The following is a 17267-nucleotide window of genomic DNA, read 5'->3' as shown; positions in this document are numbered from 1 at the left end:
TGGCGGCGAAGCCGCCTTCTGCTGTTGCTGGTCCGTATTGGTTGGCGTGTTAAACGTCCACACCCGGGTAGAGCCAATCAATAACCTTCAAGCGAAAGCGTTCAAGCTTTGCGGCTGACTGTGCCAATCGTTCCAAGTCAGCGTCGAAAGCGGCTGGCTGCAGTTCCTCTTCAGACTCCTCGCGCTCGCCGGCCTTTCCTCGCAGCTTGGAATTCTGACGGAGAAGTCCTTCGCTACCACCAGCGTCTATCCAGCGGTGGTATCGCGAGTGAACCATGTCATTCCGCCGCTCTCCTAGCGCCCGGAGTTCGACCATCAGATTGTGAAATTCTGTCTTCGCAGCTGGATCCGTGTTCGTGCGAATATCCACGAATCGCGCGAACAGAACGTCAGCAGTATTCAGACGCTTGCCGTACTCTAAGTCGTTCACCAAGATTCGTGTTGCTTCGCAATCGCCTCCGGCGAGCAACTCGAACAAATCGTTCACAGCGCCTTCAAGGTGTTGAAACGCCACAATAAACTGGCCCAGTTGGTGGTAGGCAGTAGGGTGAGACATGTTGATACTTAACGCGATTTACATCGCAGAAACGCTAACCAGAATAGATCTGCTGTCACAGTGCAGGCCACTCTTGCAGCAAGCCATAGTGTTCACTTGATTTTTGGGCAGTATATTGCGCTGCCAACCCGCCCACCCCCACCATGCCCAGCAAAACATTCACCAGTGGCCGCCTCCGGCGCGCCGATTACGACACGGCTTCGCAGCAGCTCGAACTGCATTGGGACAACAAGACCGTGCTGGCCTACAAACAGGTGCCGGCAGAGGTCTACCGCCGGCTGTGCAATGCACCCACGCCCGCCACCTACTGGGAAGACCGCATCGCCGAGGAATACCCCAAGGCGACGCCGATGGCCGCACCGCCAGCGGCCGGCAGCGCCAAATCATGGGATGACCTGTTTGGTGGTGGCGGGCCGTAGATGCTCCCGACTTTGCGTCCGTTCGCGTTGAGCGGCCTGTCCTGAGCCTGTCGAAGGGGTCGAAACGCCGCCCTTACCAAACCGAGGACTTGCTGGAGGCTTCGACAAGCTCAGCCCGAACGGAGGTTGTCGTTCAGCATGGTTTTTAAGGCCAGTCCGCCAGCCCCAGAATGCGCTCGCCCGGCGGGGAGCGCGGCGGCGTGCGGCCTAGGACTTGCCGGCCGTAAAGCCGCCATCCACCAACAGGTTGGCGCCGGTGATGAAGCTGGCCTCGTCGCTCAGCAAAAACAGCACCGGGTTCGCCACCTCTTCAGGCCGCCCCAGGCGCCCTATGGGGTGCAGGGCAATCAGCCCTTGTTTCATGGCGGGCTCCAGCCCAGCGAGCAAAGGCGTCTCGATGTAGCCGGGGCCCACCGAGTTCACACGCACGCCTTTGGCTGCCGCCTCCAGGGCCAGGGTGCGCGTCATGTTCACGACGCCGCCCTTGGCAGCGGAATAGGCGGCCGTCATGCTTTGGCCAAACACCCCGAGGATGGACGCGCAGTTGACGATGCTGCCGCTGCCCTGTGCGTACATCTGGCGCAGCGCAGCGCGCGCCACGCGGAACACGCCCACCAGATTGATGTCGATGATGCGCGTGAAGTCTTCGTCGGTGTACGCATCTGCGGGGCTCAAGCCACCAATGCCCGCGTTGTTGAACACACCGTCCAGGCGGCCAAAGGCGGCCACGGTGTCGGTGATGAGTTGGTCCACTTGCGCGGTAGACGCCATGTCGGCCGCCAGGAAGCGGCAGCGCCCGCCGTGCTGGTGCGCCAGCGCCTCCGCCAGCTTGGCGCCCTTGGAACTGGCCAGGTCGGCCATTGCCACGTTGGCGCCCTCTTGCAAACAGCGCTCCACAGTGGCCAGACCAATGCCACTGGCACCCCCGGTGACCAAAATAGTCTTTCCTTGTAAACGCATGGTTTTCTCCTGAAGTGTGTAAGCGCCTGTTCACGATCTATGGGAACGATCCGACAATGAGAGCTTCTATGGTGTTCAACTGGGGGCTACCGCGCATTGACGCAGCGCAAAAGAAGTGCCTGCACGAGATGCCTAAACGCTACATATTTCATAGCTGCTTGCGCATACTCCATGAGGGCTAGAGGCCAGTTTGACTACTATTTATCGATGCAACACAGCCACCCCACCCACAGCCACCCCGTAGCGTTTGCGCTGCTGGCGGCGGTGCTGCTGCCGCTGGGCTGGAGCCTGTGGGGCGCCGTGGCGGCCGGGCTGGATGCTGCAGGCTGGACCGCTCTGGCGCATGCGCCGCACACCGCTGCGGCACTGGGCACCAGTGTGTGGACCGGTGTGGCCTCCACGCTCCTGGCCACCGCCGCCACGGCGTGGATCCTGGCGGCCACGGTGGGGCAGTTGCACAGCACTGCTCAGAGCACTCGGCTTACCCGCCTGCTCTCGCCCCTGCTGGCGGTGCCGCACGCTGCTTTTGCCATTGGGCTGTTGGCGCTGCTGGCGCCCAGCGGTTGGCTGCTGCGCCTGTTCTCGCCCTGGGCCACCGGGCTGACGGCGCCCCCGCCCTGGCCCACCACACAAGACCCCTGGGGCTTGGGCCTGATCGCGGTGCTGGTGTGCAAGGAAATTCCGTTTTTGCTGTGGGCGTCCCTGGCCCACCTGCAGCGGCCCGATGTGGCGCAGCGCCTGCAGCAGGAGCTGCGCCTGGCGCACACGTTGGGCTACAGCGCAGCGGCCGCCTGGTGGCGCGTGGGCTGGCCGCAACTGCTGCCGCGCCTGGCGGCGCCTTTGCTGGCAGTTCTGGCCTATGGGCTCACCGTGGTGGACGTGGCGCTGCTCGTTGGCCCCGGCACACCGCCCACGCTGGCAGTGCTGGCCTGGCAGTGGCTGCAAGACGCCGACCCGGCGATGAACGCGCAAGGCGTTGCCGCAGCCTGGCTGCTGGCGGCGGTGCTGGCCTTGTGCGCCGCGCTGACCTGGGCGCTGCTGCACGGCACCACGTGGCGCAAGCGCTGGACGCGTGGCGCCGCCAAGCATGCAGGCCGCGCGCAGACGGTAGGCAGGCCCACAGCGCTAGCATGGCTGGTAGCGGTGTACGGCGCGGTGATGCTGGCATTGCTGCTGGGCAGCGTCATCGGGCCCTGGCCGTTTCCGCAGCTTTGGCCCGATGCCCTCACCTGGGCGGCGTGGCAAGGCGTGGCGCGCAGCAGCGACACCCTGTGGACGACCGTGTGGCTAGCCCTGGCCAGCAGCGGGGCGGCGCTGCTGTGGGCCGTGGCCTGGCTGGAGTGGGCGCCTGCGCGCTGGCAGTTGCGCGCCCGCCCTGTGCTGATGCTGCCGCTGGTGCTGCCTGCGGTGTTGTGGGTCGTTGGCCTGCACCGGCTCAGCCTCGCCTGGGGCCTGGACACCACGGGAACCGGCCTGTGGCTGGCGCACACGCTGGCCGTGCTGCCGTATGTGCTGATTGCGCTGCAAGGGCCTTACCAGGGGTTTGACCCACGCCTTCGCCACGTGAGTGCCAGCCTGGGCCACCGCCACGCCGTGTTTTTGCTGCGGGTGAAATGGCCGCTGTTGCGCAGTGCGCTGGCGGCCAGTGTGGCGATTGGTTTTGCGGTCAGCGTGGCGCAGTATCTGCCCACCTTGTACGTGGGCGCGGGCCGCTTTGCCACCGTGACCACCGAAGCCGTGAACCTGGCCGCCGGTGGCCAGCGCTCGCTCACCGCCGCGTTTGCCTGGCTGCAGTGGCTGCTGCCGGTGCTGGTGTTTGCGCTGGCGGCGGCATGGGCGCAGCCGCGGCGCTTTGTGCAGACCGCACAGGGCATTGGGCACAATGCCGCATCCACCGGACCCACTTGACGCACAGCCCCCATGAGCGACCTGCCACCGCCCCAACACTGGTTTGACGTGCCAGGCGCGCCCGCGCCCGGCACGCTGCTGGGCCTGCGCGACACCCTGGTGGACGGCGCGGCCTGCATGCATACCGTGCAGACCTTCAAACTGCTGTTGCTGCGCAGCGGCCCGGAGGTCAAGGCCTATGTGAACCGCTGTGCCCACTTTGGCGTGCCGCTGGCAGAAAAGCAGCAACACCTGATCTACACCCCGCACACCAGCGTGAGCTGCAATGTGCACTACGCCCAATACCGCTGGAGCGATGGCCTGTGTACCTCCGGTGACTGCGAGGGCGAATCGCTGCTGCCGATTCCGCTGGAGGTCGACGCGCAAGGCCATATCCGCATCGCCCAGGACGCACCCACTCCATGAGCCTGCAAATCCATGTGCACCACCTGTCCACGCCCGCTACGACGCTGGTCCGTGGGCTGCATCTGCAGATAGCGCCCGGCACGGTACACACGCTGATGGGGCCCAGCGGTTCGGGCAAGTCCAGCCTGCTGGCCGCAGTGTGCGGGACGCTGCCCGAAGGCCTGCGGTTTGACGGCGAGGTGCAACTGGAAGGCACGCGCATCGACACACTGCCAACACAGGCACGCCGCGTAGGCATCCTGTTTCAGGAAGACCTGCTGTTTGCCCACATGACCGTGGGGGAGAACCTGCTGTTTGCCGTGCCCGCCGGCCCGCGCGCCGCACGCGATGCGCAGGTAGCGCAGGCATTGGCAGATGTAGAAATGACCGGCACCACCCACGCCAACCCCGCCACCCTGTCTGGCGGCCAGCGCACCCGCATCGCACTGGCGCGCGCGCTGCTGGCACAGCCCCATGCGTTGTTGTTGGACGAACCGTTCTCCAAACTCGACGCCGCGCTGAAAGACCGCATGCGTGCGCTGGTGTTTGGGCTGGTGAAGGCGCGCAATATTCCGGCGCTGCTGGTGACGCACGATGTGGGGGATGTGGCTGATGCGGCGCATCTGACGCAGCTCGCATCGTCCTAGCGCTTGCAGCGCGAGCTGAAGGGTTTTGGGTCTGCTTGACCAGACAGTGATTGTCTGAGGGACCCTTTTCTTCGACTTTATTCTTACCTGCGGCACACCTCGCTTCCCGCCCTTTCCACCCCGCCGGGCGGAAAGGGAGCCTTAACAGCCGATTTGGTTGTTTCGTTTTGGAAAGGGGTTCACGGGGTGAGGTTGCCACCGCTACTGTCCGCCACGGCCAGTGCATGCGGTTGTAGGTGTATCAAACGGGTTGGCTCGGAGCCGGCTGGCCGCTGCGCGCCAGCGGCGAGACAGGGCTTATGGGTGGGTGGGGCTTCGACAGGCTCAGCCCGAACGGGTATATGAACGCGGCCAACTTATGACTCGTCACTGGCAGGCGCAGCCGCCAGCAGCTCAGAGCCCACCCGATGGAAATCACTACAACCGCAAGCTCTGGCCGTGGCATACACAGACGGTGGCAACCTCCCCCAATCATTCCGTCGCCGGAACGCAGAAGCAAGATCGGCTGTTAAGGCTCCCTTTCCGCCCGGCGGGGTGGAAAGGGCGGGGGGATAGGGGGGAAAGCGAGGTGCGCCGCCGGCAAAAACAATGAACAAAGCAAACCCAACTCCACAGAGCAGCGCACATGCCAACATGCCGCGTGCCGCTTGTGTAACACTCACCGCCACACCCCATGCTCGACCGCTTCGCCACCGCCCTGATCCGCCCCGCCGTCACCGCCACTGCGCGGGTGCTGGTGCGCGCACGGGTAGGGGCCAATAGCATCACGCTGGTGGGCTTCGCCATCGGGCTGATTGCTGCAATTTTGATAGCTGCTCACGCATATTTGGCGGGGGCTGTGGCTATTTTTCTCTCAAGAATTTGCGATGCATTGGACGGTGCGGTGGCACGTGAGACGCGCCCCAGCGATGCGGGTGGCTTTCTGGACATCGCGCTGGACTTCCTGTTTTACGCGAGCATTCCGCTGGCCTTTGCCTTTGCCAGCCCTGCTGACAACGCGCTGGCCGCGGCCGTACTGCTGGCGGCCTTCATTGGCACCAGCAGCAGCTTTCTGGCGTTTGCGGTGCTGGCCGCCAAGCGGGGCCTGACCAACACCGATTACCCCGACAAGTCCTTTTACTTTTTGGGTGGCCTGACCGAGGCCACCGAGACGCTGGCCTTCTTTGCCGCCATGTGCCTGTGGCCGCAACACTTTGCGCTGCTCGCCTATGCCTTCGCCGGCCTGTGCGGCATCACCATCGCCACCCGCATCGTATGGGGTTGGCGCGCTTTTTCCTGACAGGACGTTTGCCATGAACCTGAAAAAACTCGGCGTGCTGGGCCTGCTGCTCGCAGGCGTGGTCTTGTTTTTTGCGCTGGGACTGAACCAGTACCTGAGCCTGGACGCCCTGCAGGCCAGCCAGGACCGCCTGGCCCAGGGTTATGCAGAGTCGCCCTGGACGGTGCGCGCGACCTACTTTCTGCTGTACGTCGCGGTGACGTCGCTGTCGTTGCCAGGCGCCGTCATCCTGACGCTGGCGGGAGGTGCCCTGTTTGGCCTGGGCTGGGGGCTGCTGCTGGTGTCGTTTGCGTCCAGCATCGGGGCCACGTTGTCGTTCCTGATAGCGCGTTTTGTATTGCGTGACGTGGTGCAGGCCCGCTTTTCCACGCGGCTGGAGGAGATCAACAAGGGCGTGGAGCGCGAAGGCGTGTTTTACCTGCTGAGCCTGCGGCTGGTACCGCTGGTGCCCTTCTTTGTGATCAACCTGGCCATGGGGCTGACTGCCATGCGCACCCGGACGTTTTACTGGGCGAGCCAGTTGGGCATGCTGGCAGGCACGGCGGTGTATGTGAATGCGGGCACCCAACTGGCCAGCATCCAAAGCCTGCGGGACGTCGTGAGCCCGGCGCTGCTGGGCTCTTTTGTACTGCTGGGCCTCTTTCCGCTGCTGGCGCGTTGGGTACTGAATGCTGTGCAAAAACGCCGCGTGTATGCACGCTGGAACGCCGTGCGCCCCAAGACCTTTGACCGCAATCTCATCGTCATCGGCGGCGGCGCGGGCGGGCTGGTGTCCGCCTACATCGCCGCCGTGGTCAAGGCCAAGGTGACGCTGGTGGAAGCGCACAAGATGGGCGGCGACTGCCTGAACTACGGCTGTGTGCCGAGCAAGGCACTGATCAAAAGCGCCAAGCTGGCGCAGCAGATGCGCAACGGCAAGACCTACGGCCTGCACAACGCAGAGCCGACCTTCAGTTTCAAGGCGGTGATGCAGCGCATCCACGCCATCATTGCCGCCATCGAGCCGCACGACAGTGTGGAGCGCTACACCGGCCTGGGTGTGGAAGTGCTGCAGGGTTACGCGAAGATCGTCAACCCGTGGACAGTAGAGATTGCGCTCAACGGCGGCGGCAAGCAGGTGTTGACCACCCGCAGCATCGTCATCGCTGCAGGTGCCCGCCCCTTTGTGCCGCCACTTCCTGGGCTGGATGACGTGGGTTATGTCACCAGCGACACGCTGTGGGACGCCTTTGCCAAGCTGGATGAGATTCCAAAACGGCTGGTGGTGCTGGGCGGTGGTCCGATTGGGTGTGAACTGGCACAGGCCTTTGCACGATTGGGCGCACAGGTCACGCAAGTCGAGATGGCGCCGCGCATCATGCTGCGCGAAGACGTTGAAGTGTCCGCACTGGCCACCGAGGCGCTGCAAAAAGACGGCGTACAGGTGCTCACTGGCCACAAGGCTTTGCGTTGCGAGCGCACTGGTGGCGAGAAGGTCCTGGTGGTGGAACACGGTGGCGCGGAAAAAAGCATCGCGTTTGACCAGTTGCTGTGCGCCGTGGGCCGCAGCGCGCGCCTCACCGGCTACGGGCTGGAAGAGCTGGGCATCCCCACCCACAAGACCGTGCAGACCAACGAGTACCTGCAAACCATTTACCCCAACATCTATGCAGCAGGGGATGTGGCCGGGCCGTTCCAGTTCACCCACACGGCATCCCACCAGGCCTGGTATGCCGCGGTGAACGCATTGTTTGGCGACTTCAAAAAGTTCAAGGCCGACTACTCGGTCATCCCCTGGGCCACCTTCATCGACCCCGAGGTGGCACGTGTGGGACTGAATGAGCAGGATGCGAAGGAACAAGGGGTTGCCTATGAGGTGACGAAATACGGCATTGACGACCTGGACCGCGCCATTGCCGACAGCGAGGCGCACGGGTTTGTGAAAGTGCTCACCGTGCCCGGCAAGGACAAGATTCTGGGCGTGACCATCGTCGGCAGCCATGCGGCCGAGCTGCTGGCCGAATACGTGCTGGCCATGCGCCACGGCCTGGGACTCAACAAGATTCTGGGCACCATCCACACCTACCCCACGCTGTCCGAGGCCAACAAATACGCGGCCGGCGAATGGAAACGCGCGCACCAGCCGCATGCGCTGCTGGAGTGGGTCCGCAAGTTCCACACCTGGCGGCGCGGTTGAAACATCGCACCATGGAACAATAGGCGCATGACTGACGCCGCCGCGCCCAACTTTGCCGAACCCAGCCACTTCGGTCCCAGCCATGGTTACCAGCCCCGCCAGATGGTGCTGCTGGGCGCCGGGCATGCCCATGTCCATGTACTCAAGGCGCTGGCGGCCAACCCGCCCGGCGTGCGCATCACGCTGGTGACGCCGCACCCGCTGCAAATGTATTCGGGCATGGTGCCCGGTTACGTGGCGGGGCATTACGGGCTGGATGACTGCGTGATTCCACTGGAGCCACTGGTGCGCCGCGGCGGCATCCGTTGGCTGCAACGCAGCGTCAAGGCGTTGGACGCCAGCGCACAAACCGTGACGCTGGACGACGGCAGCACGCTGCATTACGACTGGCTCTCGGTCAACACCGGCCCGGTACAAAGCCGCACCCAACTGGAACGCAGCATGCCCGGCATCCGCGAGCACGGCCTGTTTGTGCGCCCCGTGGAAGCCTTTGCCGCGCTGTGGCCCAAGGTGGTCGACATGGGAGCCACACGCGCGCTGCGCGTGGCCATCATTGGCGCTGGCGCCGGGGGCATTGAGCTGGCCTTTGCCGTGCGCCACCGCCTGCCCACCGCGGCGGTCACCCTGGTCACCGGCACCACACCGGTGGCAGCCAACTACCCCGAAGCGGTGCAAAAGCGCCTGCTGGTGCTGCTGAAGAAGCACAAGATCACCGTGCTGCAGGACGTGGCCGTGGGCATACAGGCCGATGAAGTGCGCCTGGCCTGCGGCGCCGGACTGGCCTGCGACGTGCCCCTGATTGCCACCGGCACCCAGCCACCCGACTGGCTGGCGGACAGCGGCCTGCGTCTGGACGAGCAGGGCTTCATTGCAGTGGACAAATACCAGCGTTCCACCAACCACCACCAGGTGTTTGCCGCGGGCGACGTCAGCACGCGCATCGACCGCAACCTGGCGCGCAGCGGGGTCTACGCCGTGCGCGCTGGCCCGGCACTGGCGCGCAATCTCGGTGCTGCGGTGGCCGGACGCGAGCCCGAGTCCCACGAACCACCGATGTTCACCCTCAGCTTGCTGTCCTGCGGCAAGCGTTACGCCGTAGCCAGTTGGGGGAACTACAGCGCGCAGGGGCGTTGGGTGTGGTGGTTGAAGAACTGGATTGATCGGCGGTTTGTAGCGCAATATACAAAGTTGCCTTAAGAGCAATTGCTTGCCTTAGTCGGGTTTTGCTTTCGGCGGAATGGTTTGTTTTTTTGGCAAGCCGGGTTTCGGCCCGGCGGCCGCCTCACTTTTCTTGCTTCGCCAAGAAAAGTAAGCAAAAGAAGGCGAGCCGGATTCGTCGGCCCTTCGCTTCGCTACGGGCACGCTGCGTTGCTCGGTTTGGGCGGGGTCTGGCTCGAACTCGCCTTCGGCTCAAACAATCGCCAGCCCTGATCCGCCCAAACCTGCGCTACTCGCTTCCTCATTACGGCGCTACCGCCAATCCAACAGCCGGATACCAAATACCGAACTTCGTCCGCGCGTAGCGCGGACGGATATTCATCTAACTGGGCCGAGCGTAGCGACGGCCCGTAAGTCGCCCTCATCCCTTCTGGCTGCGCCGAGGAGCGCAGAAGGCGGTGGATCAAGGGGCGTGCATGTTTGAGCGAAGCGAGTTTGCGCGCACCCCACCGGCTTCGAGCACCGCAGGTTGCCCGTAGCGCAGCGGAGGGACGCAGACAGTAGGGTCGCCTTCTCTTTGCTTACTTTCTCTTGGCGAAGCAAGAGAAAGTGAGTCGCCCGCCGGGGCGAGACCCGGCTTGTCACAAAAGAAGTAATCCTATCAACGCACTAACAAACCGGGCATGCCGTCAGCAGAAACAACACGCCCCATCTCCACCGCCCCCCCAAACCCATGCCGCGCAAAAACCGCCAACACGTCATCAACAGCCTCAGGCGCACAACTCACCAGCAACCCCCCACTGGTCTGCGGATCACTCAACAAAGCCTGGTCAACGGAAGAGAAGCCTTCCGGCAAAGCAACCTGCGTCCCATAAGCCGCCCAGTTGCGCCCCGACGCGCCGGTAACCATACCCTGCTCCGCCAACGCACGCACACCCTCAATCAGCGGCACACGCGACCAGTCCAGTTCTACCGTGCAGCCTGAGCCGCGCGCCATTTCCAGCGCGTGCCCAGCCAGGCCAAAGCCGGTCACATCGGTGATGGCGTGCACGCCATCGAGCGCCGCCAGATCCGGCCCCGGCGTGTTGAGCTGCGTGGTCACGGCAATCATGCGGGCATAGCCTGCCGCGTCCAGTTTTTCTTTCTTGAGCGCGGCGGACAGGATGCCCACGCCCAGCGGCTTGCCCAGTACCAGGCAGTCGCCCGCCCGCGCATCGGCATTGCGCTTGACGCGGTCCGGGTGCACCAGTCCCAGCGCGACCAGGCCATAGATCGGTTCGACCGAGTCGATGGTGTGGCCACCGGCAATCGGAATGCCAGCCGCCTTGCACACTGCCGCACCACCGGCCAGGATCTTGCCAATGGTTTCGGTGGACAACACGTTGATCGGCATGCCCACCAGCGCCAGCGCCATGATGGGTGTGCCGCCCATGGCATACACATCGGAGATGGCGTTGGTCGCGGCAATGCGGCCAAAGTCGTACGGGTCGTCGACGATGGGCATGAAAAAGTCGGTGGTGGCGATCAGCGCCTGGCTGTCGTTGAGCCGGTAGACCGCGGCGTCGTCTGCTGTCTCTATGCCCACCAGCAACTCGGGGGGCAAGGGCATGGCGGTGGTGGTCTTGAGAATCTCCGACAACACGCCGGGCGCGATCTTGCAGCCACAGCCGCCGCCATGCGACAACGAGGTCAGGCGGGGTTCGGTCGACAACCCGGAAGGGGACACTGGGGCATTCATGGCGTTTTCAGATGAAAGAGGATTTGCGAGTATCCCAGTTCGACAGCAAGAAGCCCTCTGGAGCGCGGATCGCCCCTATCAGCCAGTCCGCATCTGGCTGTCGCCAAAGCGGCTGTCCATGCCTTTTTCTTTCATCTTGCGCTCCAGCTCCGCGTCTTCCAGCTCGCGCCTGCGCTGCGCCTGTTTGCGCTGCTCTTCCTCACGCAGGGCTTCCAGCTCTTCGGCGGTCGGCTCCTTGTCGAACGACAGCGTAGGGCCGGAGGCGCCGGCTGGCTCACCGCGTTTGCTCTTGAGCTTGATGGCCAGGCGCAATTCGTTGGCAGAGTCGGCATTGCGGATGGCCTCTTCAAAGCCGATGTGTCCTGCGTCGTACAACTCAAACAGCGCCCAGTCAAACGTGCGCATGCCCAGTTCGCGCGACTTTTCCATGATGCCCTTGATGTCACCAAACGAGCCCTTGAAGATGCGCTCGGCGATGGTGGGGGTGTTCAGCAGAATCTCGATGGCGGCCTTGCGGCCCTTGCCGTCTTCGGTGCGTACCAGGCGCTGCGACACGATGGAGCGCAGGTTGGCCGACAGGTCCATCAGCAACTGGTTGCGCCGCTCTTCGGGGAAGAAGCTGATGATGCGGTCGATTGCCTGATTCGCGTTGTTGGCGTGCAGCGTGCCCAGGCACAGGTGGCCGGTTTCGGCAAAGGCAATCGCGTGCTCCATGGTCTCGGGGTCGCGTATTTCGCCAATCAGGATGACGTCTGGCGCCTGGCGCAGCGTGTTCTTCAGCGCGTGGTGCCAGGAGTGGGTGTCCACGCCCACTTCGCGGTGGCTGATGAGTGATTTTTTGGAGATATGCACGTACTCCACCGGGTCTTCCACGGTGATGATGTGGCCGGCCGAACTGCTGTTGCGGTAGTCGATCATGGCCGCCAGCGAGGTCGATTTGCCCGACCCCGTGCCGCCCACTACCAGCACCAGCCCGCGCTTGTTCATGATCACGTCTTTCAGGACGGGCGGCAGTTCCAGTTTCTCGAAATTGGGGATTTCCGAAGCAATGGTGCGCACCACCATGGCCACGTTTTGCTGCTGCATATACACATTCACCCGAAACCGGGAGATGCCGGGAATGGAGATGGCGAAGTTGCATTCCATCTCCTTGGCGAACTCCTCGCGCTGGCGCTCGTTCATCAGCGACTGGGCGCAGGTGCGCGTCACCTCGCCATTGAGTTTCTGGCCCGACAGCGGCTGCATGCTGCCGTTGGCCTTCATGCTGGGTGGAAAGTCGTGCGAGATAAAGAGGTCGGAGCCCCCCGCCTGGCGCATGGCAGCCAGCAGTTTGTGCATGTAGGCGCGGGCTTGGTCTTCGGTCAGTGTGCTCATGGGCAGAAAGTATCGGCGCCCGTGCTCCATAGGTCAACACGCGCACGTGCGCGGCAATGGCCCAGTGGCGGTCTGTGTCTTTTTCTTTCACCCTGGAGCGGCAACGGCGCCGCCGAGCAACCGTACTGGAGTAAATTCCAGCTGGATACCACCGAAAAACCAAGGCATCAGGGAGAACCGCTCTATGACCCACCCGTTGGTCGCCACCCGAAAGGGGGGCTTCAGAAAGCAGATCGCCCACATCTTGTTTATCGCGCAGATTGAGGCGCGTTTTCTGATACGGTTCCCGCGCATGCTGGTGGCTAGCCTGGTGGTCGCCCTGATACCCGCGCTGTATGCGGTCATTTACCTGTCCAGCGTCTGGGACCCAGCCGCCAAAACCGGCGCACTGCCGGTGGCCTTGGTAAATCTGGACCGCGGGGTTGAATACCACGACAGCAATTTCAACATCGGCTGGGAAGTACTGGCCAACCTGCGCACCAGCAACCGGTTCGGCTACCGCAGCGTGCTGGACGCGGAAGACGCCCGTCGCATGGTGCGCGAGGGTACGGTCGCCTTTGCCTTGATCATTCCTGAAGACTTCAGCTCCAACGCACTCCCAGGCGCCGAACCCGGCGGGGGCAAGCTGGTGGTGTTTACCTCCGAAGGCAACAACTACCAAAGTGCGGCACTGGCACGCCATTTCGCGGAAGAGCTGGGGCACCAGGTCAATGAACGCCTGAACGAGCGGCGTTGGGCGCTGGTGCTGGCCAATGCGGCAGGCTCCCAGCGCAGTGTGGAGCGCCTGCGCGAAGGTGTGCACGAATTGCAGCAAGGTGCCAAAGAACTCAGTGGCGGAGCCAATGCAGTGGCGTCTGGTGCCAAAACCGTGCACACCGGCGCCAACCAGCTCAGCGAAGGTGTGGGGCAACTCAGCAGCGGTTTCAAGCAATTGGGCGAAGGCCTGCGCACCATGGACGCCAAGCGCCCCCGCAATTCCGACCTGGCCCGCCTGCAGACCGGGGCCGAGGCCCTGGCCAACGGCCATGCGGAGATGGGCAAGGGACTGGTCGAACTGCAAACCGGCAGCCAAAAGCTGCGCACGGGCGTGAACCAGTACCGCGATGAAGCCAAGAACAGCCTGCTGGTCAGCGCCCAGGTGACCGAGGGTTTGGATCAACTCGCGGAAGGGGTGACCCAGCTCGACACCGGCCTGCAAAGCGCCCGCAGCGCAGAACAGCAGTTGGCGGACGGTGCCAACCGCCTGAGCGCGGGCGTAGGGGAGTTGACCAACGGCCTGCGTGCGCTGAATGCTGGCTTGCGTACCGCGGTGGGCAAGCTGCCGGAAGACCGCCAGCTGGATGCGCTGGGCAATGGCGCGGTGGACCTTGCCGAAGGCACGGCCGCGCTGGCCGAAGGCACGCAAAAAGTCAAAAGCGGATCGCAACGCCTCACTGCGGGCATGGACCTGCTGGCCGACGCGCTCCCTGCATCCGTCAGCAGACTGGAGGGAAGTGCCCAAGGACTGGCCAATTCCGTGCGGCCCCAAATGGAGGTTGAGGCCCCGGTGCAAAACAATGGCAGCAGCTTTGCCCCTAATGTCATCCCCGCAGCGCTGTGGCTGGGTGCAGGCATCGTGGCCTTTTTGTTCAATGTGCGGGCCATGCCACGGCAGGCGCGCTTCTTTTCTGCCCTGGCACAACTGCTGGGCAAGATGCTGATACCTGCTTTGGTGGTGGTGGTGCAAGCGTTGCTGGTACTGCTGACGGTGCGTTTTGCGCTCAACATCCACATACTTCATCTGCCGGCCTTCCTACTCACCCTGGTGACGGCATCCCTGACATTCCTGCTCATCGTTTTTGCACTGACACGTGCACTGGGCGATGCGGGCAAGGGACTGGCCATGCTGTTTCTGGCCATTCAACTGACCTCCTCGGGCGGGGTGTTGCCGATCGAACTCAGCGGGAAGTGGTTCATCAACCTCAGCCCCTGGTTGCCATTGACCTGGGAGGTGCGGGCGCTCAAGGCCACCCTGTTTGGGGCGTACGGAGGCGCCTGGGGTGAGCCTCTGCTGCACGTGGCTGCAGCCGGATTGGTGGCGGCCATCGTCGCCTGTACCGTAGGGCAGTGGCGTTTTGTCAAAACGGCGGCACTCCGCCCCGCCGTCGACTTCTAGTTATCCCAGACTTGAAATGGCCTGAAATGGCCTTATCATTAGCACTCGTAGTAGTTGAGTGCTAACAGCACCCACTGCACAAGTTAATGAGCGCCAACTTGTTTGGGTTGGCCTTTGTTTACCCTCGTTTCAAACCCTAGGAGATTCCTCATGAAACTGCGCCCTTTGGCAGACCGCGTAATTGTTAAACGCCTCGAAGCAGAAGAAAAGACCGCCAGCGGCATCGTGCTGCCCGGCAACACGGCTGAAAAGCCGGACCAAGGCGAAGTGCTGGCCGTGGGCCCTGGCAAGAAGAACGACAAGGGTGATCTGATCGCCATGAACGTCAAGGTCGGTGACCGCGTTTTGTTCGGCAAGTACAGCGGCCAGACCGTCAAGGTCGACGGCGACGAGCTGCTGGTCATGAAGGAAGACGACCTGTTTGCCGTAGTGGAGAAATAAAGCTACTGCGCAGGCGCCACGCGTCGTTGGGCGGTGCTCGGAATCCTCACGTACAGAAGTGCGTTCCGGCTCCTCCGCTCCGTCCGCCTAGCCTGACACCTGCTCGCTACGCTTTCTTCCCCCACCACAAATCCCTCATTTTTTTGAAATTATTGGAGTCATAACATGGCAGCAAAAGACGTAATTTTCGGCGGCGAAGCCCGCGCACGCATGGTTGAAGGCGTGAACATTTTGGCCAACGCGGTCAAAGTGACCCTGGGCCCTAAAGGCCGTAACGTGGTTCTGGAGCGTTCTTTCGGCGCCCCTACCGTGACCAAGGACGGTGTGTCCGTGGCCAAGGAAATCGAACTCAAAGACAAGCTGCAAAACATGGGCGCGCAGATGGTCAAGGAAGTTGCTTCCAAGACTTCTGACAACGCTGGTGACGGTACAACTACCGCTACCGTGCTGGCACAAGCCATCGTGCGCGAAGGCATGAAGTACGTTGCCGCCGGCATGAACCCCATGGACCTGAAGCGCGGTATCGACAAGGCAGTGACTGCCCTGATCGAAGAGCTGAAGAAGGCTTCCAAGGCCACCACCACTTCCAAAGAGATCGCCCAAGTCGGTTCCATCTCCGCCAACTCTGACTCCAGCATCGGCGAAATCATCGCCAACGCGATGGACAAAGTGGGCAAAGAAGGCGTGATCACCGTGGAAGACGGCAAGTCCCTGCAAAACGAACTGGATGTCGTTGAAGGCATGCAATTCGACCGCGGCTACCTGTCCCCTTACTTCATCAACAACCCCGAAAAGCAAGCCGCCTTGCTGGACAACCCCTTCGTGCTGTTGTTCGACAAGAAGATCAGCAACATCCGTGACCTGCTGCCTACCCTGGAACAAGTCGCCAAGGCTGGCCGTCCTCTGTTGATCATTGCTGAAGATGTCGAAGGCGAAGCCCTGGCAACTCTGGTGGTGAACACCATCCGCGGCATCCTGAAGGTTGTGGCTGTGAAGGCTCCTGGTTTCGGCGATCGCCGCAAGGCCATGCTGGAAGACATCGCCATCCTGACCGGTGGCAAGGTCATCGCTGAAGAAATCGGCCTGTCGCTGGAAAAAGTGACCCTGGCTGACCTCGGCTCCGCCAAGCGCATCGAAGTGGGCAAGGAAAACACCATCATCATCGACGGTGCTGGCGCTGCTGCTGACATCGAAGCCCGCGTGAAGCAAGTCCGCGTGCAAATCGAAGAAGCCACGTCCGACTACGACCGTGAAAAACTGCAAGAGCGCGTGGCCAAGCTGGCCGGCGGTGTTGCCGTGATCAAGGTTGGCGCTGCCACCGAAGTCGAAATGAAAGAAAAGAAAGCCCGCGTGGAAGATGCCCTGCACGCTACCCGCGCTGCTGTGGAAGAAGGCATTGTGGCTGGTGGTGGCGTGGCTCTGCTGCGCGCCAAGCAAGCTGCTGGCGCCATCAAGGGCGACAACGCTGACCAGGAAGCCGGTATCAAGCTGGTGTTGAAGGCCATCGAAGCGCCCCTGCGCGAGATCGTGTTCAACGGCGGCGGCGAAGCTTCCGTGGTGGTAGCAGCTGTGTTGGCCGGTAAGGGCAACTACGGCTACAACGCTGCCAACGAAACTTACGGCGACATGATCGAAATGGGTATCCTGGACCCCACCAAGGTGACACGCACTGCCCTGCAGAACGCAGCATCCGTGGCATCCCTGATGCTGACGACCGAGTGCATGGTTGCTGAAGCGCCGAAGGATGACGCTGCTGGCGGCGGTATGCCTGATATGGGTGGAATGGGCGGCATGGGCGGCATGGGCATGTAATCTGCTCCTTGCCTGAGGGCGCATGGCGGCGTTGCAAACACTTGCCGTACCAGTCGGTACTGTCAGCGCGTTTGCGCCTTGCCCTGCACCCTCATGCTGCGTCGAGTAGCGTTATTGCTCTCGACTGGAAACCTAAAGAAAAACCCCGCAAGGCTTGCCTTGCGGGGTTTTTCTTTGGGCGAATCACTATGCTTTTGATAGCTGCTTGCGCAATATCTGCGAGGGCTAGGGGCCTATTTGGCTTAAATTTTTGCGGTTTG

The 17267-nt window shown here is 62.7% G+C and carries 14 protein-coding genes; 10 read left to right on the top strand and 4 right to left on the bottom strand.

The features are described 5' to 3' along the window. Positions 1-49: 49 nt before the first annotated feature. A complete protein-coding gene (locus RS694_RS04185) occupies positions 50-556 on the bottom strand; it encodes a hypothetical protein (RefSeq protein ID WP_029709493.1) in 507 nt (168 codons plus the stop codon). Between the two features lie 143 nt (positions 557-699). Here RS694_RS04185 and RS694_RS04180 point away from each other — a divergent pair, with 143 nt between their 5' ends. Then, positions 700-975 carry a KTSC domain-containing protein gene (locus tag RS694_RS04180; RefSeq protein WP_029709494.1) on the top strand — a complete coding sequence of 92 codons (276 nt, stop codon included), beginning with the start codon at positions 700-702 and terminating at the stop codon, positions 973-975. Positions 976-1182: 207 nt separating this feature from the next. On the opposite strand, the gene RS694_RS04175 is transcribed toward RS694_RS04180, so the two are convergent. Next, positions 1183-1935, bottom strand: coding sequence for an SDR family NAD(P)-dependent oxidoreductase (locus RS694_RS04175; RefSeq protein WP_029709495.1), 753 nt, complete (start codon positions 1933-1935; stop codon positions 1183-1185). A gap of 207 nt (positions 1936-2142) precedes the next feature. Between RS694_RS04175 and RS694_RS04170 the strand changes: the two genes are divergently transcribed. The 6 genes from RS694_RS04170 to RS694_RS04145 all read left to right on the top strand — a co-directional run bounded on the left by RS694_RS04170 (position 2143) and on the right by RS694_RS04145 (position 9526). Continuing rightward, complete coding sequence (locus RS694_RS04170; RefSeq protein WP_152528898.1) at positions 2143-3843, top strand: ABC transporter permease; 1701 nt, start codon at positions 2143-2145, stop codon at positions 3841-3843. A 12-nt stretch (positions 3844-3855) separates the two neighbouring features. Next, positions 3856-4248: a Rieske (2Fe-2S) protein gene (locus RS694_RS04165; RefSeq protein WP_051392108.1), complete on the top strand. Its 393-nt coding sequence runs from the start codon at positions 3856-3858 to the stop codon at positions 4246-4248. Then, positions 4245-4874 carry an ATP-binding cassette domain-containing protein gene (locus RS694_RS04160; RefSeq protein WP_037248430.1) on the top strand — a complete coding sequence of 210 codons (630 nt, stop codon included), beginning with the start codon at positions 4245-4247 and terminating at the stop codon, positions 4872-4874. The genes RS694_RS04165 and RS694_RS04160 overlap by 4 nt, the downstream gene beginning before the upstream one ends. 673 nt (positions 4875-5547) lie before the next feature. Beyond that, positions 5548-6153, top strand: coding sequence for a CDP-alcohol phosphatidyltransferase family protein (locus RS694_RS04155; protein WP_076069367.1), 606 nt, complete (start codon positions 5548-5550; stop codon positions 6151-6153). 13 nt (positions 6154-6166) lie between these two features. Beyond that, entirely contained in the window at positions 6167-8329 is a 2163-nt protein-coding gene (locus RS694_RS04150) for an FAD-dependent oxidoreductase (RefSeq protein WP_076069365.1), read from the top strand. 27 nt (positions 8330-8356) lie between these two features. Then, positions 8357-9526, top strand: a complete 1170-nt coding sequence (locus tag RS694_RS04145) for an FAD-dependent oxidoreductase (protein WP_081708595.1) — start codon at positions 8357-8359, stop codon at positions 9524-9526. 622 nt (positions 9527-10148) lie between these two features. Here RS694_RS04145 and selD read toward each other — a convergent pair. Together selD and RS694_RS04130 are read right to left on the bottom strand one after the other, a co-directional pair. Continuing rightward, positions 10149-11225, bottom strand: coding sequence for a selenide, water dikinase SelD (selD, locus tag RS694_RS04135; protein WP_029707093.1), 1077 nt, complete (start codon positions 11223-11225; stop codon positions 10149-10151). 78 nt (positions 11226-11303) lie between these two features. Next, positions 11304-12599: a PilT/PilU family type 4a pilus ATPase gene (locus tag RS694_RS04130; protein WP_051391814.1), complete on the bottom strand. Its 1296-nt coding sequence runs from the start codon at positions 12597-12599 to the stop codon at positions 11304-11306. Between the two features lie 184 nt (positions 12600-12783). Between RS694_RS04130 and RS694_RS04125 the strand changes: the two genes are divergently transcribed. The 3 genes from RS694_RS04125 (at position 12784) to groL (ending at position 17007) form a co-directional block, all read left to right on the top strand. Then, positions 12784-14754 (top strand): YhgE/Pip domain-containing protein, encoded by a 1971-nt coding sequence (locus RS694_RS04125; protein WP_076069362.1) that lies wholly within the window; start codon positions 12784-12786, stop codon positions 14752-14754. Between the two features lie 150 nt (positions 14755-14904). Then, complete coding sequence (groES, locus tag RS694_RS04120; protein WP_029707090.1) at positions 14905-15195, top strand: co-chaperone GroES; 291 nt, start codon at positions 14905-14907, stop codon at positions 15193-15195. A 165-nt stretch (positions 15196-15360) separates the two neighbouring features. Further along, positions 15361-17007 (top strand): chaperonin GroEL, encoded by a 1647-nt coding sequence (groL, locus tag RS694_RS04115; protein WP_029707088.1) that lies wholly within the window; start codon positions 15361-15363, stop codon positions 17005-17007. Positions 17008-17267 lie beyond the last annotated feature (260 nt).

Origin of the sequence: Rhodoferax saidenbachensis (assembly GCF_001955715.1) — a bacterium.
Lineage (GTDB): Bacteria > Pseudomonadota > Gammaproteobacteria > Burkholderiales > Burkholderiaceae_C > Allorhodoferax > Allorhodoferax saidenbachensis.
Note: the sequence above shows the minus strand (reverse complement) of the source record. Positions and strands in the feature narration are given on the sequence as shown.